We start from the raw sequence: 19,516 nt of genomic DNA, 5'->3' as shown, positions 1-19,516 counted from the left end.
AGTTGTTTGAAAGGAGGATTTATATGAAAAAAACAGATCATATTGGCGTTGCAGTTAAATCAATTGAGAAGACACTTCCATTTTACACTGAAATGTTAGCGCTTACTTTAATAAAGCAGGAAATAGTTGAATCACAAGGAGTCAAAGTAGCATTTTTAGATGCAGGTAATATTAAAATTGAATTGCTTGAGCCGTTAAACCCTGAATCTCCAATTGCTAAATTTATTGAGAAAAAAGGCGAAGGGATCCATCATGTCGCGTTTGGCGTAGAAAACATAGATAAAAGAATGGAAGAATTAAAAACAAAGGGCCTGATATTTACTTCAGAAACCTCAAAATCCGGTGCTGGTGGTGCCCAGGTTGCTTTCTTACATCCTAAGCAGGCACACGGAGTATTATATGAGCTATGTGACCATTCTTATGACGGAGGCGATCATCATGAGTGATATGTTTGAAAAAATTAATGAGTTATATGACAGAAGAAGAGAAATAGAGCTTGGGGGCGGGGATGAGCGAATTGAGAAGCAGCATGAAAAAGGAAAGCTGACTGCCCGTGAAAGAATTGATTTACTGGTTGATGAAGGATCATTTGTGGAATTAAATCCATTTATTGAACACAGATGTGGCGATTTTGGAATGGAATCTCAAAAAGGACCTGGAGACGGAGTTGTAACTGGCTATGGGAAAGTGAATGGTCGTCCGATTTATCTGTTTTCACAGGATTTTACTGTTTTTGGCGGCGCACTAGGAGAAATGCATGCAGCAAAAATTGCAAATGTCATGGACCTTGCGGCAAAAAACAGGGCACCGTTTATCGGATTGAATGATTCCGGCGGTGCGCGTATTCAGGAAGGCGTCGTATCATTAGATGGTTATGGTCAGATCTTTTACCGTAATTCAATTTACTCAGGTGTCATGCCGCAGATTTCAGTGATCATGGGACCGTGTGCAGGTGGAGCTGTTTACTCGCCGGCAATCACTGACTTTGTCTTCATGGTAGATAAAACGAGCCAAATGTTTATCACAGGTCCAAAAGTAATTGAAACGGTGACAGGTGAGAAAATATCATCAGAAGATCTAGGTGGATCAAAAATACATAATGCGATCAGCGGGAATGCTCATTTTCGTGCTGAAACTGAGCAGGAAACGCTTGAACAGGTCAGACAGCTGCTCAGTTATTTACCCCAGTCCAATGAAGAGCAGCCTCCGGCAGGAGATATCTCCAGTGAATCTGATGACAGGCCTGACCTTGCTGACGCCATTCCATTTGATCCGCTTCGTCCATATGATGTGCGTATTGTGCTTGATCACGTTGTGGATAAAGATTCCTTTATGGAGGTTCAAAAAGAATTCGCACGTAATATTGTAGTCGGCTTTGCAAGAATTAAAGGGGAAACGGTCGGTCTGGTGTGCAATCAGCCTAAAGTAATGGCAGGCGGACTTGATATTGATTCAAGTGATAAAGCTTCAAGGTTTATCCGTTTTTGTGATTCATTCAATATCCCGATTATTACATTTGAAGATGTTACAGGGTTTTTCCCGGGTATTAAACAGGAGCATGGTGGAATCATCAGACACGGCGCTAAAATTTTATATGCATATTCTGAAGCAACTGTACCGAAAATGACTGTGATTCTGCGCAAAGCATATGGCGGAGCATACGTTGCGCTTAATAGTAAATCGATCGGAGCTGATCTGGTGTTTGCATGGCCGAATGCTGAGATTGCAGTAATGGGTCCTCAGGGAGCAGCAAATATCATCTTTGCAAAAGAAATTGCAAATAGTGATGACCCTGAAGCCATGCGTGCACAAAAAATTGAAGAATACCGCGAAAAGTTCGCCAATCCTTTTGTAGCAGCATCAAGAGGAATGGTTGATGATGTTATTGATCCAAGAGAAACAAGAATCAAGCTGATCCAGGGGCTTGAGATGATGAGAAATAAGCATGAGGACCGCCCGAAGAAGAAGCACGGTAACATACCGCTGTAATTAAGCGCCATTCTTCGATATACTAAACACTTAGCATGTAATAGTGGAGGTTTTATGATGAATAAAGAACGTGTTGTAAATCAATTTCTTGAGTTGGTAAAAGTGGATTCAGAAACGAAATATGAAGCAGAGATCTCTGAAGTACTAAAAAATATTTTTAAAGAACTCGGCTGTGATATTCAGGAAGATGACAGCATGAAGGAAACAGGACATGGTGCGAATAACCTGATTATCACATTAAAAGGTGGAGATCAGTCGGCGGATACGATATATTTCACTTCTCACATGGATACGGTGACACCAGGTAAAGGAATCAATCCGGTTATTAAAGAGGATGGTTACATTTATTCTGACGGTACTACAATCCTTGGTGCAGATGATAAAGCAGGAATTGCAGCAATGATTGAAATGATTCATCAGCTGAAAGAGCAGAACATTCAGCACGGTGATATCCAGTTTATCATTACAGCAGGAGAGGAATCAGGTCTTGTAGGGGCTAAAGCACTTGATTCATCATATGTAAAAGCGAAGTACGGGTATGCAGTAGACAGCGATGGACAGGTAGGAAATATTATTGTTGCAGCACCAACACAGGCAAAAATTAAAGCCGTTATACACGGTAGAACAGCTCATGCAGGTGTGGCACCTGAAAAAGGTGTATCTGCAATCACGATCGCATCAAAAGCGATTGCCAATATGGAGCTTGGCCGTCTTGATGAAGAAACAACTGCAAACATCGGCCGCTTTGAAGGTGGAAGTGCAACAAATATTGTCTGTGACCGGGTAGATGTTCTGGCTGAAGCAAGATCACTGGTACCTGAAAAAATGGAAAAACAGGCAGCCGCAATGAAAAAAGCTTTTGAAGATGCTGCAAATGAAATGGGCGGCAGAGCGGAAGTTGATATTCAGATCATGTATCCAGGATTTAAGTTTAATCAAAATGATCATGTAGTACAGCTTGCTAGACGAGCTGCACAGGCAATTGGCAGAACATCAGAATTACTGACGAGCGGTGGGGGCAGTGATGCCAATGTAATCGCCGGAATGGGTGTGCCGACTGTAAATCTTGCTGTAGGATACGAAGAAATCCACACTACCAATGAACGTATGCCGGTGGATGAACTGGTGAAATTGAGTGAACTACTGACTCAGATTGTCATTGAAAGTAATAAATAAAAGAGCGGGTTTATCCCGCTTCTTATTATAAGTTATTATAATTTTATTATGTAAACTAAAGCGTGCTGGAACAAGTTATTAGGGTATGGTACATTAGTATCAATTGATAAAGGGGGTAAAAGGTTATGTCTGAAGAATTCAAAGCCGTAGTTTTTTCCTGTGGTAACGAAGAGTACGCTATATCAATACAAACAATCGTGTCGATTGAGAAACAAGAGAAGGTAACCGCTGTTCCGCATTTACCTGCATTTATGCCTGGTATTACAGAAGTCAGAGGAGAACTTGTTCCGGTGCTTGACTTTGAGCAGATCTTATATCATCAGCCATTCACTTCAGCAGACGCTAAAATGCTTGTAGTACAAACAGAGCAGCTTTCCATCGCAATCAGGGTAAAGGAAGCAAAAGAAATTATCGATATCCCTTCTGAACAGCTTAAAGAAATTGGTCTTGCAGCATACAAACATACTGAATATTTTACAGGTGTTGCACAGCTTGAAAACCGTTTAATTACGATCATTGATCCTGAAACACTGACAAAAAACCTCGAGGGTATGAAAGAAATCAGAGAGTATATGATCCAGTTGAAAACGTCAGAGCCGGTATAACATGTACAGTCTTCATGTTCCTTATATAGGAACATTTTTTTTTGCACTTTTTTCATGTAAAATCGGAAGAGAGCTAATGAAAGGACTGAGTTGATGAGTAAAGGCAAAATCATTCTTCATATTGATATGAACAGTTTTTATGCTTCTGTGGAAGCTGCTCATCAGCCCGAACTAAAGGGAAAACCGATTGCCATTGCCGGAAACCCGGAAGAACGGAGAGGGATCGTAGTTACATGCAGCTATGAAGCCCGCAGTAAGGGTGTAAAAACGACCATGCAGGTCCATGAAGCATTGAAACTATGTCCTGAATTAACTGTATTAAGGCCGGATTTTACAAAATATCGTCAAGCTTCAAAAGCAATGTTTGATATTTTGAGAAGCTACACAGAACTTGTGGAGCCTGTATCGATTGATGAAGGATATATGGATATAACTGATCTCGAGAGTAACCCGGTTGAACTGATAAAAGAAATACAGGACCGTATCCTTAGAGAGCTGGACCTCCCATGCAGTATAGGGGTATCACCGAACAAATTTCTTTCCAAAATGGCTTCAGATATGAAAAAGCCGATGGGCATTACAGTGCTTCGTAAAAGAGAAATACCGCAGAAGCTATGGCCACTTCCGATCAGGGATATGCACGGCGTTGGAGAGAAAACAGCGGAAAAGCTTGCATCCTTGTCTATCACCACAATCGGGGATCTGGCAAAAACCGAAGAGATTCATTTGAAATCACTTTTAGGCATCAATGGTATAAAGCTGAAAAACAGAGCTTGCGGTGAAGATCAGAGAAAAGTAGATCCGGAAAGCGTATACGATTTTAAAAGTGTAGGAAACTCTACAACCTTACCGAAAGACTTAACGAATCAAAAGGAATTGCTGAAAATAATAGATCAGCTTTCGATAAAAGTCAGTGAGCGATTGAGATCAAAACAGATGCTTGGGTATGGTCTTCAGGTAATGATCCGTTTTAAAAACAGAAATACGATTACACGCAGTCTGACACTCAGTCATCCTTTATATGAACAGGGGCATATAGCAGAACATGCTAGATCGCTATTTCTTAAACATTGGAATGGCACCCCGGTGAGGCTTCTTGGTGTTACTGTTCAGGATCTTGCTGATAAAAGTCATGCTTATAAGCAGATTAACCTGTTTTCCTACGAGGATGATGTGAAATACGAGCCTGTAGAAAAGGTGATGAGAGAGCTTGAAGAAAAGCACGGGAAAGGCATCCTGACCCGTGGACTGAAAAGCTCAAAGAATCATCAGAATAGTGAAACCAGTTTTAGTAAAGATTTTTTGGACGACCATGATTAAAAGGTCTTGATTAGATTTTTTCGCGTTTAATGATACAATAGTTTAGGATCAAAGGGAGAACGAATTAAAGAAAGGAAGTTGATTATGTCAAAACACCAGTTTGGCGTTGTTGGTTTAGCGGTAATGGGTAAAAACCTTGCGTGGAATATTGAAAGCAGAGGCTTTTCAGTTGCTGTGTATAACCGATCTTCTGAAAAAGTTGATGATATGTTAAAAGAGTCTGAAGGGAAGCAGATCCACGGTACATATAGTCTTGAAGAGTTCGTGGATTCTTTAGAAACACCAAGAAAAATCATGCTGATGGTGAAAGCCGGCCCAGCAACTGATGCAACCATTTCAGGGTTGCTGCCACTGCTTGATAAAGGTGATATTCTGATAGACGGAGGAAACACATTCTATCGTGATACAATCCGCCGTAACAAAGAATTAAGCGAGTATGGCGTACATTTTATCGGCACAGGTGTATCTGGCGGAGAAGAAGGTGCACTAACAGGTCCTTCAATCATGCCTGGCGGTCAAAAGGAAGCGTATGACCTTGTAGCACCGATTTTTAACGAAATCTCTGCAAAAGTAAATGGAGAAGCATGCAGTACTTATATCGGTCCTGATGGTGCGGGACATTATGTGAAAATGGTGCATAATGGGATTGAATATGCGGATATGCAGCTGATTGCAGAGTCTTACTTCCTGATGAAACAGGTGTTGGGACTGGATGCAGAAGCACTGCATGAAGTATTCTCTGAGTGGAATAAGGGAGAGCTTGACAGCTACCTGATCGAAATTACAGCTGATATCTTTAAAAAGTATGATGAAGAAACAGGACAGCCGATGGTCGATGTCATCCTTGATAAAGCAGGACAAAAAGGGACTGGTAAATGGACAAGCCAGAGCGCACTGGACCTTGGAACGCCGCTTCCGATCATTACAGAGTCTGTATTTGCAAGATTTATCTCTTCACTTAAAGATGAGCGTGTCAAAGCAAGCGGAATCTTAAATGGACCGGAACCAAAATTACCTGAAGAAGATAAAAAAGAATGGGTGGAAGCAATCAGACGTGCACTGTATATGTCTAAAATTGCATCATACGCTCAGGGCTTTGCACAGATGAGAGCCGCTTCTGATGAGTATAACTGGGATCTGAAGTTTGGCGAAATTGCGATGATTTTCCGCGGGGGATGTATTATCCGTGCGCAGTTCCTTCAAAAGATTAAAGAAGCCTATGACAGAGACCCTCAGCTGACAAATCTGATGCTTGATGATTATTTTAAAGATATCGTTGAGAATTATCAGAGTGCACTCCGTGATGTGATCGCACTGGCTGTTAAAAATGGTATCCCGGTACCAGGATTCTCTACAGCACTGTCATACTATGACAGCTACCGTACAGCAGTCCTTCCAGCTAACCTGATTCAGGCGCAGCGTGACTACTTCGGAGCTCATACGTATGAACGTGTTGATAAAGAAGGCACATTCCATACTGAGTGGATGGAAGACTAATCTCTACCCGCCTCTCATCACCTGAGAGGCGGGTATTCCTGAATGGAGAGCTTGATATGAGAAGAGTTTATGGTGCAATTGTTTTATATGCAGGAATGATGCATTTCTTTAAAGAGAGGAATTTCAGAAAGATCGTTCCTCCCATTTTTCCTTTTAAGAAAGCAATCGTTTACATTACCGGCGTCATTGAAGTTGTCCTTGGAGCTATGCTAGTTTTTAATAAGGGAGCTAAGTTTGCAGGAAAAGGACTCGCTCTGTTTTTAGTGGCAGTATGGCCTGCTAATATTTATATGGCTCAGAAAAACTTCAAGATAGCGGGTAAAAGGATGCCAGCTGCACTATGGGGAAGGGTACTGTTTCAAATCCCGCTGATCAAGTGGGCATGGAATATATCAAAAAAGTAAGACGGTGTGATCCGTCTTACTTTTTTTTATGTGAAAGAGCCGGCAGTTTTTTGGGGGATGCGGGAAGGGTGTATGAAGGAATCGATGTTATAAGTGAATGGAATATTAAATCTGCTGAAGTAAATATCCCGCAAAATGAATTAAATATGACTCTCTATATCACTACGAAGTAAATAATTCCAGATTTGATCGAATTGAACCCAATATTGATGTAATAAAATTCAGATTGATTAATAATCTCGTGAAATGAAGTAATTCAACTCAAGCTACATTTTTCTTTCACAGCTTCAAAAATAAATCCCACAAAAAAACTCCCGCCCAAATAACCATCCGGACGGGAATCATCATGATTTATTCTTCTACATCAAGCTCTCCAATCGGCCACCACTGAAAGCCATCTTTTTCAAGAAGTGAGTCGCTTCTTTCAGGTCCCATTGAACCTGCAAAGTAGTTAGGGAACGTTTTATCTTTTGTTTTTTCCCAGTGATCAGAGATTTTATCTACAAAGCTCCAGGAATGTCTGACTTCATCCCAGTGAGTGAAGTTAGTTGCATCACCAAGGATACAGTCCAGAAGAAGCTTTTCGTATGCTTCAGGCGTATTAATACCGTCAATACTGCTTGCTGAATAGCTTAGCTTTACGCTGTCTGTATCTATACCCTGAGCAGTTTTCTTCGCATTCAGATGCAGTGTAATGCCTTCATCAGGCTGAATATGAATGACAAGCAGGTTTGGATCCAGGGAATGTTCTTTATTGTAATAAAGATTCATTGGAATATCTTTAAATTGAACAACGATTTTTGTAGACTTTACAGCCATACTTTTTCCTGTACGGATATAAAAAGGTACACCTGCCCAGCGGAAGTTGTCGATCATGACTTTTCCGGCAACATATGTTTCAGTATTTGACGCAGTATCCACATTTGCATTTTCACGATAGCCTTTTTGTTCACCATTGTGATCAGGTCCATACTGGCCTCTGACGAAATAATCGTCTACTTCTTCACCTTCTACCGGGCGGAGCGCACGCAACACACGGACTTTTTCACTTCTGATCTCATCTGTACTCAGGCTGATTGGCGGCTCCATTGCAAGCAGCGCAACCATCTGGAGCATATGGTTTTGAACCATGTCTCTTAATGCGCCACTTTTCTCATAGTATCTGCCGCGTTCTTCAACACCGAGCACTTCAGATGAGGTAATCTGGATATTAGAGATAAATCGGCTGTTCCAGAGCGGTTCAAATAAAGCGTTGGCAAATCGGATGACTTCAATGTTTTGTACCATCTCTTTACCAAGGTAATGATCAATCCGGTAGATGGATTCTTCAGGGAATGATTGTCTGATTTGATCATTTAGTGCATTAGCTGATGGCAGATTATGTCCGAATGGTTTTTCGATAACCAGCCTGCAGAACCCGTCGTTATCAGTCAATCCATCTGATTTTAAGTGGTCTGTAATGGTGCCGAAAAATTCGGGTGCCATTGCCAGGTAAAAGATTCTGTTTCCATTCAAATCAAACTTTTCATCTAATTCATTGGCTTTATTCTTCAGTTTTATGTATGATGAGGAGTCTTCCACATCATGTGATTCATATACGCAGTGCTCAATAAATGACTCTATATGGTCATGGTTACTAGAAGCCTGCGTTAACGAATCGCGAATGTGCTGTATAAATTGCTCATTAGACCATTCACGTCGCCCGATACCAAGCACAGCAAATTGTTTTTCTAAACTCCCTTTCAGATAAAGCTGATATAATGAAGGGTACAATTTGCGTTTAGCAAGGTCTCCGGTTGCGCCAAAAATCATAATTAATGTTGGTGGTGTAGATGTCTGTTTCACTTTCAGGACCTCACTTTACTATTCAATTCGGCCATTAGCCGGAAATACAATATCTAAATTGTATAGCGGGTTTGTAAGAGATGCAACCTTTACGCAGTACTTGAACATACAGGCGGTTCGATTTTTAAGCCTGCAACAGATAAGCTTTTACTTTTTTACCTGTTACATACAAGGAGGAATATTATGCGCATGCATTTTCTAGGTACCGGAGCAGGTGTGCCCGGTAAAGAACGGAATGTTTCTGCATTTGCTTTAAAACAGATCAATAAGCACGGTGATATCTGGCTGTTTGACTGCGGGGAAGCAACCCAGCATCAAATTCTTCATACAACAATTAAACCGAGAAGAGTAAAAAAAATCTTTGTGACCCATTTACACGGGGATCATATTTTTGGTCTGCCGGGGTTTCTTGGAAGCCGTTCTTTCCAGGGGGGGACGGAACCGCTCACGGTTTATGGCCCGGAAGGTATTAAAGAATATATCAATACTTCATTGAAAATAAGCAGAACTCATTTAAAATATGACCTGAAGATCATAGAAATTTATGACGGTGCGGTTTTTGATGAAGAGGATTTTATCATATCAGTCAAGAAGCTTGAACATGTTATTCCCTCATACGGATACAGAATTCAGGAGAAAGACAGACCAGGCAGACTGAATTCAGAGAAACTTCAGCAGATGGGAATTCGTCCGGGTCCTGTTTATAAAAAACTGAAAAAAGGTGAGATCATTGAATGGGAAGGACAAGTGATCGATGGTAATGACTTTATTGAAGCGCCTTCAAAAGGAAAAGTCATTGCAGTAGCAGGGGATACAAGGAAATGTGATGCTACAGTAGAACTTGCAAAAGAGGCAGATATATTCATCCATGAAGCGACGTTCGGTTCTGAAAATGAAGAAATGGCTTATGACTATTTTCACTCAACAGCAGTCCAGGCTGCAGAAGTTGCAGTGGCTGCCGGTGTAAAGAAACTCTGGCTGACACATATCAGTGCCAGATATGCGGAAGGGAAAGAAAAGGAACTCCTGAATCAGGCCAGGGAAATCATGCCCAATAGTTTTATGGCCCATGATCTGCTTGAAGAAGACATTTAAAAACAGCACACTGATGAAAGTACATCAGTGTGCTGCTGATTAAAATACCCAGCCGCGCTTATATTGCTCGAGCGATTCAATAGACGTCTGTAACTCTAGTGCAGCACTTCTTGCCCAGTAAGGGTCTCTTAACAGCTCACGCGCAATAAAAATCAGATCTGCACGCTTATTCTGCAGGATTTCTTCAGCCTGTAAACCGTTTGTAATTAATCCGACAGCCCCGGTATCAATGTTTCCTTTATGTTTAATCGTCTCAGCCATCGGAACCTGATAGCCCGGATAAGCATGTATTGCAGCCGGTACCACAGCTCCTGAGCTGACATCTATTAGATCCACACCCTGGTTTTTCATCCATGTTGCATATGTAGCATAATCTTCCGGCGTTAATCCTTCTTCGTGCCAGTCACTTGCAGATACTCTCACGAATATTGGGCCATCCCATACTTCACCCACTGCATCAATGATCTCGCTTAAGAATCTGTACCGGTTTTTGTCTGTTCCCCCGTAATCATCTGTGCGGTGATTAGAAAGCGGTGATAGGAATTCATTGATTAAATATCCGTGAGCTCCGTGAAGCTCGATAATATCAAAGCCTGCTTCCCTGGATCTTCTTGCAGCTTCTTTAAAGGCATGAATGGTTTCAAGTATCTGTTCTTGAGTCATTTCATCAGGCTGTTTCATTTTGTCATTAAATGCAATAGCTGAAGGGGCAATGATAGAATCGTCAGTCATTGATTTCCTGCCTGCGTGTGCCAGCTGAATCGCTGATTTCGCACCATTTTCTCTGATCAGATCTGATAATTCTTTTAATCCTGAAATATGTTCATCGCTCCAGATCCCAAGGTCTTCGTTCGAAATTCTTCCCTGAGGTGTAACAGCTGTAGCTTCAAGCATGATCAGACCGGTTTGTCCGGCTGCCCTTGAAGCATAATGTACTTTATGAAAATTCGTCACAATACCATCCTGACTGTAGCAGGAATACATGCACATCGGTGCCATGACAATTCGGTTTTTTAGCGTCACGTTTTTTACGGTATAAGGTGAAAATAATGCTGTACTCATATGATAACCTCCTGTATTTACATTCCATTTCAGTATAACACCACAATAAAAAGAGCTGAATTTTCAGCTCTTTTTTTTCAATTCTTTTATAGGATAAATAGTTCCGCGCCACTTTACTCCGCCACGTATCATCGTCAGTACAGCAGCTCTTAAAACTGCAGTGATAAACAAAAGAGCTGATATGGGAAATAATAAGGCGTGAAAAGAAGAATAAGTTGTAAGCCTTCTTGTAATCGGGATATATACAGCCATAATGGCCCCGATTGATACCCAGGCCATTGCTGAAGTATTTGGATCAGAACTGAATATCGCAATAAAGGGAAGTACTTGAGAAACAAATACACCTGTCATTGCAGTGATTGTAAACAAATAACTGTAATGGAGTCCTGCAAAAGCGTTTTTCTCAAGCCCTTTCAAAGCCTCTTTTATACTTGGATACCACTCCACCTTCAGCATGGATTTTGCAGTCGCCATTCTCTGACGCAAGCCGTATTTTTTTACCTGCATCCCTAACTGCAGGTCATCATCCGGGCGAAGTCTGATGGCTTCATGACCCCCGATTTTTTGATAGGCGGTTTTAGTGATCATATTAAATGCCCCAATTCCCATCCCGCTTTTAGAGCGGTCACGGTTAGCAGACCATGGTCGTTTATAATAAGAAAACCCAAATAAAAAAAACGAGACAAACCCTTTTAATAAAAAGCTTTTTGACTGAAGGTCAGGGGAGACAGTCAGGTGATCAATTTTCATTCGCTTCATATAACCTGCTGCTTTTGCCAAAAGGTCTGGCTCATAGATCACATCAGCATCAGTGAATAAATAGACGTTTCCAGAAGCTGCTTTGGCGCCTCTATAGAGTGCATAATTTTTTCCGAGCCACCCCTGAGGCAGTTTAGTGATATGAATGACACGAACTCTCTGATCCTTTTCAGCAAGCTTTTCCATCTGCTCACCTGTCTGATCGGTTGACCGGTCATTAATCAGTATCCATTCGACTTGACGGTATGTCTGGTTAAGCTGTGAGCTGATACTTTTTACAATATGATTTTCCTCGTTTCTTGCAGGGACAATGATACTGATTTTACCGACCTGTCTGACGGGCGCTTCCTTTTCAAGGGCATGCAGTAAAGAGAGACCTCGATACGTGTCAATTGCAACGATCATCCAGAAGAGAGCCGTAAAGGTTAGCAGTATAAAGAGCATCATCTACAGCTCCTTTTTGATCATCGTACATAACCGCATGCAACAACTGCAACTTTTAAATGTTATGTGCCTGCTCAAATTGTCTGCGGAGTCTCTCTGAATGGCCAGTTGCTTCTTTGATGCATTCTGCAAATGCATCCTTCACATGATGTGTATCAAGCTGTGCAATCCCTGCTTCTGTAGTGCCGCCTTCACTTGTTATGGCTTTTCTGAGTTGCTCTGGTGTCTGGTCAGAAGTTTCTAGCATATGAGCAGCTCCTTTTAACGTCTGGATAATAAATGGCATTGCATCCTCCCCGAGTTCAGCTGCCGCTTTTTCCATCGCTTCTACAATATAATAAATATAAGCAGGGCCACTACCTGAAAGTCCTGTAACGAGATCGAGGCGCGACTCTTCGACCTGAGTCACTGAACCGATCGCTGAAAAAATTGAAGTTGCCAGACTGCGCTGTGAATCAAGTATGTGATCATTAAATGACAGTCCTGTTGCAGATTCACCTATCATTGCTGATGTATTTGGCATTGCACGGGCGATCGGTGCCTGACCAATGATACGCTCAATAAAACCAATAGAGAGGCCGGCCAGCACCGATATCAGCAACTGACCATTCATATACGGCTGAATTGCATGAAGTGCATCACTTGCATCTTTTGGTTTGACAGCTAAAATAATGACATCTGCATCTGTCAGTAAATTACGCGTGTCATAGCTGCTTTTAATTTCATATGTTTCCGTTAGAAGAACGAGTCTCTCTTTATCATTTTTATTTGTTACCCAAAGATCATCCTGATGAAAGGCTTTAACATTTTTAATTCCTTTAATCATTGCTTCTGCCATAGATCCTGCACCGATAAACACTATTTTCATTGAGCATTCCTCCTTTAGAAAAATAAAAGAACCCTTCCTCCTGTAAAAGGACGAAAGGGTTCTTCCGTGGTACCACCTTAATTTGCAGACTGCTCCGCACACTCATTAAGCCGTTAACGCAGGCTTCACGGACAGTTTTATGTCACTCCGGGGGCAGGTTCGGCGGAAGGGATTGCTGCAGAATCTTTCAGCCTTTGAATTCTGCTCTCTTTTGTTCCCTGTTCAGCTTACTATTCCCTGTCATCGATTTTAGATATTATTGAGATTATGCTGAGTTTATAAATGTTTGTCAAGAGATTTTTTAATACACTTAACAAAACGTAAGAAAAAGGCTACACTATTAGAAAAGTGAATAGTTATTCATTTCAGGAGGTAAAAGAATGAAAGATCCGGTTATCCATCAGCTCACAATCCCTACTCCATTCGCAGTAGGAGATGTGCATACTTATTTATTGATCGGTGATTCAGTTACACTTGTCGATACCGGCCCCGATACGGCAGAGGGAAAAGAGGTACTAACTGCTAGACTGAAGGAAGCTGGATTTGAACCGGAAGATATTGATCAGGTTGTTCTGACTCATCATCATCCGGACCATGCAGGCCTGACAGAATTTTTCAGTGGTGCCAGGCTATATGCTCACCGTAACAGTGAACGTTTTCTTACCAGAAATGATTCATTTATGAATTTACATGATTTTTTTTATACAGCGTTTTTTAAGCAGGCCGGACTTCCCGAGCACTATTTGATTCTGGTTGAAAAGATGAAAGAGCCATTACATGCCATGGGAAGAAGACCCGTTGATGCCTATTTATCAGAACATGATACTGTTCCGGGTCTTGAAGGATGGAGGGTAATGGATACACATGGTCATTCTCAGGGACATATTTCACTGGTTCACGAAGAAGGAGCAGTCATCGGGGGGGATCTGCTGATACAGCATATCTCTTCAAATCCCCTGATTGAACCACCATTTGGGATCAATGAGCCGCGTCCGCTACCGCAGCTTCAATATAATCAATCCCTTAATAAGCTGGCTTCCCTTGAGCCGTCTATTGTCTATCCGGGTCATGGCAAGCTGATATACAATGCTTCATCCTTGGTTAAAGACCGCCTGATAAAACAGCATGAAAGGGCAATGTATGTAAAATCATTATTGCAGCACGAGGAAACGACAGCGTTTGAAGTTTGCAAGCAGCTCTTTCCTAAAATATATAAAAAACAGCTGGGCCTTACACTGTCAGAAACCGTGGGACAGCTTGATTATCTTATTTATCACGGAGAGATCAGCGCAGCTGATATGAACGGTGAGGCAATCATTTACCAGACAGAGAGCGGGGTAAAGCTATGAAGGATTTATCAGGAAAAAAGATCTGGATCACCGGCTCATCCGGGGGTCTCGGCAGAGCAATTGCTGAAGAAGCTGCAAGACGCGGAGCTGACCTGATTCTAACAGCAAGAGATGAACGGAAACTGATCCAGACAAGTGAAAGATGCCGCCAGTTCGGTGCTGCTTCTGTGCTGATCCGTCCATATGACTTAAATGAAATCACTCAGATTCCCGGTTTTGCTAAAGAAGTTCTTGATGAATCTAACGGCGTGGATATTCTGGTTAACAATGCAGGATTTGGTCTCTTTGAAAAGCTTAAAGACACACCTGACGAAAAAATCATTTCAATGATCAATGTGAATGTGATTGCCCTGATGCTGCTCAGCAAGGCAGTATTGCCTCATATGAATAACGGGGGTCATATTGTGAACATTGCTTCTCAGGCAGGAAAGCTTGCCACACCGAAGTCTTCAATATATTCTGCGGCAAAGCATGCAGTACTCGGTTTTTCGAACAGTCTCAGGATGGAAATATCAGCAGACAATATATTTGTCACCGCTGTTAATCCGGGTCCGATCGAGACGGATTTTTTTGACACTGCTGATACAACCGGGCGTTATGCAACTAGTGTAAAAAGATTTATGCTTTCACCCAAGGTTGTTGCAAAAAAAACTGTAGACATATTTTTCTCTGAAAAAAGAGAGATTAACCTTCCTGGCTGGATGAATGCTGCTTCAAAGGCTTACTCTCTGGCTCCGGGTATGGTCGAACGGCTCGGAAAAAAAGGATTTAACCAGAAATAATACTTCCCGGCGCATATTTGAAACTTGCGCCGGGAAGTATTTTCATTTCTTATTCATCCAGCACTTTTTCAGCGCGCACGCATGATTCAAATACACCTTTATGAGATGCATCACAAAATGGCATTCTTTTAGACTGGCCGCATCTGCATAAAGAAAACACCGGTTTGACAGGGAACTGATTCCCATCCATATCAACCAGTTCAACATCACCGGTTACTTTCAGTGAACCGTTATCCATCACTTTAATCTGCACTTTTTTATCCATATAAACCCCTCCATTTATGTATTTCGTATTTGATGCTACTTGAAAAGTCTGTGTAAAGCAAGATAGCGGAAGGGCAGGGGGTGAAGTGATATACTACATACACAGGAGGCGATTAGATGAATATTGAAATCACAAAGGCGGCTTCAGAAAAGATTGCTGAAAAAATTCCATCTGATGCTGGTTATCTAAAGCTGAAGTATGACACAGAAGGGACAGGATGTGTGCTGAACGGTGTACCGATCCTTTGGTACGTTGAAGAAAAAGAAGAAGAAGATCAACTGATTGAAACAAATGACAGACCGATTCTTGTTGAAGCATCTAAAACGGTGTTTTATGATAAGACGCTGAAAATTGATTACTCTGAGTCGGCTCGTATGTTCCAGCTGAAGAGTCCTGGACAGACGATCAATGGTAGAATGAGCTTTAAAAATATGATCAAATAACAAAACAGCGCCTGCCACAGGCGCTGTTTTGTTATTTGATATAAAAATACTCATTGAGAAAAAGGTCAACTTCCTTACTGTAAGCTTCAGGATTAGTGACATATGACTGAGCGTGACCACCTTCTTCAGGTAAAAACAGTCTTTTAGGACCTTTCTTCAATTTAAAAAGGGTTTCCGTCATGTGGGAAGGGATAAAGTTGTCATGCCTGCTGTGAATAAATAAAACCGGCTTTTCAATTTGTCCGACTGCCTTTTTAGGTGAAACCCCTCTGATCTGATAGCGGTCCCTCAGAAAAATAAATGAGCCTGCAAGTGATAAAGCCATTTTTGAAAGCAGTGCAGAACGAGGTGATTTAGTCATGAGAAATGACAGCTGTTCAGTCAGGTCAGAAAACGGACAGTCTGCAATATAGAAGGCTGCCCGGTCTTCTATAGCTCCTGCATATAACAGCATGGTAACAGCTCCCATTGATTCACCGTGAATACCAAAAATCGTACTTTCTCCTTCTTCTTTGATCAGACAGTCCACAACAGCCTTCAAATCATTCTTTTCAAAATGTCCGTAGCTGGTACTTTTGCCGCCGGAGTCCCCGTGCCGCCTGTGGTCGTAGATGACTGCATTGAATCCTTTTTCCATGAACAGACTTACATATTTAAGTGAATTAATTTTTGTTTCAGTAACACCGTGGCAAAAAATGATATAAGGAGCACCAGGCTTCTGTTCAAGAAACACTGTATGAATGTCATACCCTGCCGGAGACGGAATGCGAACTTCCTTTTTAATCATCTGCAGATATAGATCAGGTTCATAAAATCCGGCTTCACGTTCTCTTGTCTCAATTTCTTTAGGGTCTTTCAGCTTCATAAACATAATTCTGTTTGATAAATATACGCCGAATGCACTGATGCCCGCAGCTGTAATGGCTGCAATGCTCCTTTTTCTCAAGTGGGATCCCTGCTTTCTAAGAGTGCTGTTCCTTCTTATAAGATTGATAATACCAGCTTGTGAGCTCCCGGGAAAGGTGGGGCTCAACTACACTGATCGCCTGATTGAGCAGGTTAAGATCAACACCGGTTTTAATACCCATACGGTGAAGCATGTAGACAACTTCCTCAGTAGCAGCATTTCCGCTGGCGCCAGGAGCGAATGGGCAGCCGCCCAGACCGCCTGCAGAACTATCAAACCTTGTAATACCTGCCTGAAGAGAAGCATAAATATTGGCCAGTGCCATTTTACGCGTGTCATGAAAATGAGCAGTCATTATGACTTCTGGCAGCTCTTTTTTTAATAAAGTGAACAATGAATATGATTCCACAGGCGTCGCTTTACCGATCGTATCGGCAACACTCAGCTCATCTACTCCGGCATCAGCCAGCACCTTGCATAATGCAAGTGTATCAGCAGGAGCGATTTCGCCTTCATAAGGACAATGAAAAGCAGTTGATATGCACGCTCTGACAAAAATGCCGTTCTTTTTTAAATCCTGTATATGAGGCAGTAAACCATTTAGTGCTTCTTCTGTTGTTTTATTAATATTCTTTTGATTGAATGAAGAACTCACTCCTATAAATACAGCAACAGCTTTTGAGCCGGAAGCTAAAGCAGCATCAATCCCCTGTTTGTTCGGGGTCAGCACGATTGTCCCGGATCGATTTCCGGATAACCTCAATACATCTGCTGCATCTCCCATTTGAGGAACCCATTTTGGAGAGACAAATGAAGTGATCTCCATCTCCTTAAATCCTGCTCGCCACAGTGCATCTATAAATTCACTTTTAACCTCAGTCGGTACAAAGTTTGTTTCATTTTGTAATCCGTCACGTGGTCCTACTTCTATAATTTCGACAGAACGCGGCAATTTCAAATCTTCCATCTCCTTTATCAGTCATAATTCAACTTTAGCAGAAAAAAACATTGTAAAAAAGAAGGAATTGAAGCGCTTACATAGAAGAGGTAGGAGATCACTATTTTTTTTGGTGAAAGGGGTATGGAAAAATGAAAAAGATTTATCAGTCTGCATCTGAAGCAGCCGCTGTAATAAAAGACGGAGATACATTAATGGCAGGAGGGTTTGGATTATGCGGGATCCCGGAAAAACTGATTCTCGCGATTAGAGACAGCGGTGTCAAAAACCTTACTGTGATTTCGAATAATTGCGGGATTGATGACTGGGGATTAGGTCTGCTGCTGCATAACCATCAAATCAATAAAATGATTGGCTCTTATGTAGGAGAAAATAAAGAGTTTGAGAGACAGGTGCTTTCCGGGGAGCTCGAAGTAGAGTTGGTACCACAGGGAACACTTGCTGAAAGAATCAGAGCCGGCGGAGCGGGAATTCCGGCATTTTTTACACCGGCCGGCGTAGGGACTCAAATTGCAGAAGGAAAAGAAACCCGGACTTTCGAAGGTAAAGAATACGTGATGGAGCGGGCATTGAAAGCTGATATCAGTATTGTCAGAGCATGGAGGGGTGATCAGATGGGGAACTTGATTTACCGGAAAACTGCGAGAAACTTTAATCCTATGATCGCCGCTGCCGGTAAAATTACCATCGCTGAAGTAGAAGAGCTAACTGAAACAGGTTCACTCGATCCTGATCATATACATACGCCGAGTATTTATGTTCAGGGGTTATTACAGGCTGATCAGGAAAAGAGGATTGAAAGGAAAACAGTTTCTGCCGGAGGTCATTCAAATGGATAAACAACAGGTGAGGGAAACCATTGCTAAAAGAGCTGAAAAAGAAATTAAAAACGGTGACTACGTCAATTTGGGAATAGGCATGCCTACATTAGTAGCAAATCATATCACTGAAGGTAAAGAAGTGATTCTTCAATCTGAGAACGGATTACTTGGAATTGGGAAATACCCGGAGGAAAGTGAATTGGATCCCGATTTGATCAATGCTGGTAAAGAAACCGTTACAGCGATAAAAGGAGCTGCTTTTTTTGACAGTGCCGAGTCTTTTGGAATGATCAGAGGAGGGCATGTCGATGTTGCTATCCTTGGTGGGATGGAAGTCTCAGAAAAGGGTGATTTGGCAAACTGGATGATCCCCGGTAAAATGATTAAAGGTATGGGAGGCGCGATGGACCTTGTTCATGGTGCAAGGAAAATCATCATTATTATGGAACATGTAAACAGAAGCGGAAGCCCGAAAATTCTGAAACAGTGTTCGTTGCCACTGACAGGAAAGGGAGTTGTGCACCGTGTGATTACTGAGCGTGCCGTCATCGAGGTGACATCAGCCGGCCTGCAACTGACTGAAGTTGCAAAAGGCTTTACTGTGAATGATATTATCAACTCCACTGAGCCCGAGCTTCTTATCAGTGACAATATAAAGATGGAGGCCTTCTAAGCAGGGAGGGAAACAAATGAAAAGAAAAGACAATAACGAAGCTGTTTTAAAAGACGCACTGAACGATCAGACACTTGAGAAACTGAAAATGTTAAAAAAGGATGCGGTTGAAGCGGAAGAAAAAAGCAGAAAAGCTGCACTTGCAAAAAAAGAAGAAGAAAAAAAGCTGCGCGAAAAAAATAAATCTTTTGAGGAATTGCTGAATGAAAGCAGCCTCGACTGGAAAAAATACAAAAACTGAGGGGAGCACCCTC

At 41.8% G+C, this 19,516-nt stretch carries 21 protein-coding genes; 14 read left to right on the top strand and 7 right to left on the bottom strand.

The window, feature by feature from the left end; all coding sequences use genetic code 11:
• The first annotated feature begins 23 nt into the window (after window positions 1-23).
• From mce to DH10bf12_RS13835, 7 genes are all read left to right on the top strand, one after another.
• Complete coding sequence (mce, locus tag DH10bf12_RS13865; protein WP_471735855.1) at window positions 24-446, top strand: methylmalonyl-CoA epimerase; 423 nt, start codon at window positions 24-26, stop codon at window positions 444-446.
• Entirely contained in the window at window positions 439-1,989 is a 1,551-nt protein-coding gene (locus DH10bf12_RS13860) for an acyl-CoA carboxylase subunit beta (protein WP_471735854.1), read from the top strand. The genes mce and DH10bf12_RS13860 overlap by 8 nt, the downstream gene beginning before the upstream one ends.
• A gap of 54 nt (window positions 1,990-2,043) precedes the next feature.
• Window positions 2,044-3,165 (top strand): M20/M25/M40 family metallo-hydrolase, encoded by a 1,122-nt coding sequence (locus DH10bf12_RS13855; RefSeq protein ID WP_471735853.1) that lies wholly within the window; start codon window positions 2,044-2,046, stop codon window positions 3,163-3,165.
• 125 nt (window positions 3,166-3,290) lie between these two features.
• A complete protein-coding gene (locus DH10bf12_RS13850) occupies window positions 3,291-3,770 on the top strand; it encodes a chemotaxis protein CheW (protein ID WP_471735852.1) in 480 nt (159 codons plus the stop codon).
• Between the two features lie 93 nt (window positions 3,771-3,863).
• Window positions 3,864-5,090, top strand: coding sequence for a DNA polymerase IV (locus DH10bf12_RS13845; RefSeq protein ID WP_471735851.1), 1,227 nt, complete (start codon window positions 3,864-3,866; stop codon window positions 5,088-5,090).
• Between the two features lie 84 nt (window positions 5,091-5,174).
• Window positions 5,175-6,587 carry an NADP-dependent phosphogluconate dehydrogenase gene (gene gndA, locus DH10bf12_RS13840; protein WP_471735850.1) on the top strand — a complete coding sequence of 471 codons (1,413 nt, stop codon included), beginning with the start codon at window positions 5,175-5,177 and terminating at the stop codon, window positions 6,585-6,587.
• Between the two features lie 56 nt (window positions 6,588-6,643).
• Complete coding sequence (locus DH10bf12_RS13835; RefSeq protein WP_471735849.1) at window positions 6,644-6,991, top strand: DoxX family protein; 348 nt, start codon at window positions 6,644-6,646, stop codon at window positions 6,989-6,991.
• Between the two features lie 351 nt (window positions 6,992-7,342).
• Here the strand turns inward: DH10bf12_RS13835 and zwf are convergent, their stop codons facing one another.
• Window positions 7,343-8,836: a glucose-6-phosphate dehydrogenase gene (gene zwf / locus DH10bf12_RS13830; RefSeq protein ID WP_471735848.1), complete on the bottom strand. Its 1,494-nt coding sequence runs from the start codon at window positions 8,834-8,836 to the stop codon at window positions 7,343-7,345.
• A gap of 183 nt (window positions 8,837-9,019) precedes the next feature.
• On the opposite strand from zwf, the gene rnz reads away from it, so the two are divergent.
• Window positions 9,020-9,931 (top strand): ribonuclease Z, encoded by a 912-nt coding sequence (gene rnz / locus DH10bf12_RS13825; RefSeq protein WP_471735847.1) that lies wholly within the window; start codon window positions 9,020-9,022, stop codon window positions 9,929-9,931.
• Window positions 9,932-9,970: 39 nt separating this feature from the next.
• On the opposite strand, the gene namA is transcribed toward rnz, so the two are convergent.
• The 3 genes from namA to proC all read right to left on the bottom strand — a co-directional run bounded on the left by namA (window position 9,971) and on the right by proC (window position 13,064).
• A complete protein-coding gene (namA, locus tag DH10bf12_RS13820) occupies window positions 9,971-10,993 on the bottom strand; it encodes an NADPH dehydrogenase NamA (protein WP_471735846.1) in 1,023 nt (340 codons plus the stop codon).
• A 63-nt stretch (window positions 10,994-11,056) separates the two neighbouring features.
• Window positions 11,057-12,196: a glycosyltransferase family 2 protein gene (locus tag DH10bf12_RS13815; RefSeq protein ID WP_471735845.1), complete on the bottom strand. Its 1,140-nt coding sequence runs from the start codon at window positions 12,194-12,196 to the stop codon at window positions 11,057-11,059.
• 55 nt (window positions 12,197-12,251) lie between these two features.
• Window positions 12,252-13,064, bottom strand: a complete 813-nt coding sequence (proC, locus tag DH10bf12_RS13810) for a pyrroline-5-carboxylate reductase (protein WP_471735844.1) — start codon at window positions 13,062-13,064, stop codon at window positions 12,252-12,254.
• Window positions 13,065-13,444: 380 nt separating this feature from the next.
• Here proC and DH10bf12_RS13805 point away from each other — a divergent pair, with 380 nt between their 5' ends.
• Together DH10bf12_RS13805 and DH10bf12_RS13800 are read left to right on the top strand one after the other, a co-directional pair.
• Entirely contained in the window at window positions 13,445-14,413 is a 969-nt protein-coding gene (locus tag DH10bf12_RS13805) for an MBL fold metallo-hydrolase (RefSeq protein WP_471735843.1), read from the top strand.
• Window positions 14,410-15,195, top strand: coding sequence for an SDR family NAD(P)-dependent oxidoreductase (locus DH10bf12_RS13800; RefSeq protein ID WP_471735842.1), 786 nt, complete (start codon window positions 14,410-14,412; stop codon window positions 15,193-15,195). The genes DH10bf12_RS13805 and DH10bf12_RS13800 overlap by 4 nt, the downstream gene beginning before the upstream one ends.
• A gap of 49 nt (window positions 15,196-15,244) precedes the next feature.
• Here the strand turns inward: DH10bf12_RS13800 and DH10bf12_RS13795 are convergent, their stop codons facing one another.
• Complete coding sequence (locus DH10bf12_RS13795) at window positions 15,245-15,460, bottom strand: CDGSH iron-sulfur domain-containing protein (RefSeq protein WP_471735841.1); 216 nt, start codon at window positions 15,458-15,460, stop codon at window positions 15,245-15,247.
• 116 nt (window positions 15,461-15,576) lie between these two features.
• On the opposite strand from DH10bf12_RS13795, the gene DH10bf12_RS13790 reads away from it, so the two are divergent.
• The gene (locus tag DH10bf12_RS13790; RefSeq protein WP_471735840.1) at window positions 15,577-15,903 is read left to right on the top strand and encodes an iron-sulfur cluster biosynthesis family protein; all 327 of its coding nucleotides are present in this window, start codon (window positions 15,577-15,579) and stop codon (window positions 15,901-15,903) included.
• Window positions 15,904-15,934: 31 nt separating this feature from the next.
• Here DH10bf12_RS13790 and DH10bf12_RS13785 read toward each other — a convergent pair whose 3' ends face one another.
• Together DH10bf12_RS13785 and DH10bf12_RS13780 are read right to left on the bottom strand one after the other, a co-directional pair.
• A complete protein-coding gene (locus DH10bf12_RS13785; protein WP_471735839.1) occupies window positions 15,935-16,849 on the bottom strand; it encodes an alpha/beta hydrolase in 915 nt (304 codons plus the stop codon).
• 16 nt (window positions 16,850-16,865) lie between these two features.
• Window positions 16,866-17,768: a hydroxymethylglutaryl-CoA lyase gene (locus DH10bf12_RS13780; RefSeq protein WP_471735838.1), complete on the bottom strand. Its 903-nt coding sequence runs from the start codon at window positions 17,766-17,768 to the stop codon at window positions 16,866-16,868.
• Window positions 17,769-17,899: 131 nt separating this feature from the next.
• On the opposite strand from DH10bf12_RS13780, the gene DH10bf12_RS13775 reads away from it, so the two are divergent.
• Genes DH10bf12_RS13775 through DH10bf12_RS13765 form a run of 3 tightly spaced genes read left to right on the top strand, consistent with a single transcriptional unit; the run spans window position 17,900 to window position 19,503 of the window.
• Window positions 17,900-18,607, top strand: a complete 708-nt coding sequence (locus tag DH10bf12_RS13775) for a CoA transferase subunit A (protein WP_471735837.1) — start codon at window positions 17,900-17,902, stop codon at window positions 18,605-18,607.
• Entirely contained in the window at window positions 18,600-19,262 is a 663-nt protein-coding gene (locus DH10bf12_RS13770) for a 3-oxoacid CoA-transferase subunit B (protein WP_471735836.1), read from the top strand. The genes DH10bf12_RS13775 and DH10bf12_RS13770 overlap by 8 nt, the downstream gene beginning before the upstream one ends.
• Before the next feature lie 16 nt (window positions 19,263-19,278).
• Window positions 19,279-19,503, top strand: a complete 225-nt coding sequence (locus DH10bf12_RS13765; RefSeq protein ID WP_471735835.1) for a YqkE family protein — start codon at window positions 19,279-19,281, stop codon at window positions 19,501-19,503.
• Window positions 19,504-19,516 lie beyond the last annotated feature (13 nt).

This window comes from Jeotgalibacillus sp. 10bf12 (assembly GCF_055597105.1).
This window is presented reverse-complemented; position numbering and strand designations above follow the sequence as displayed.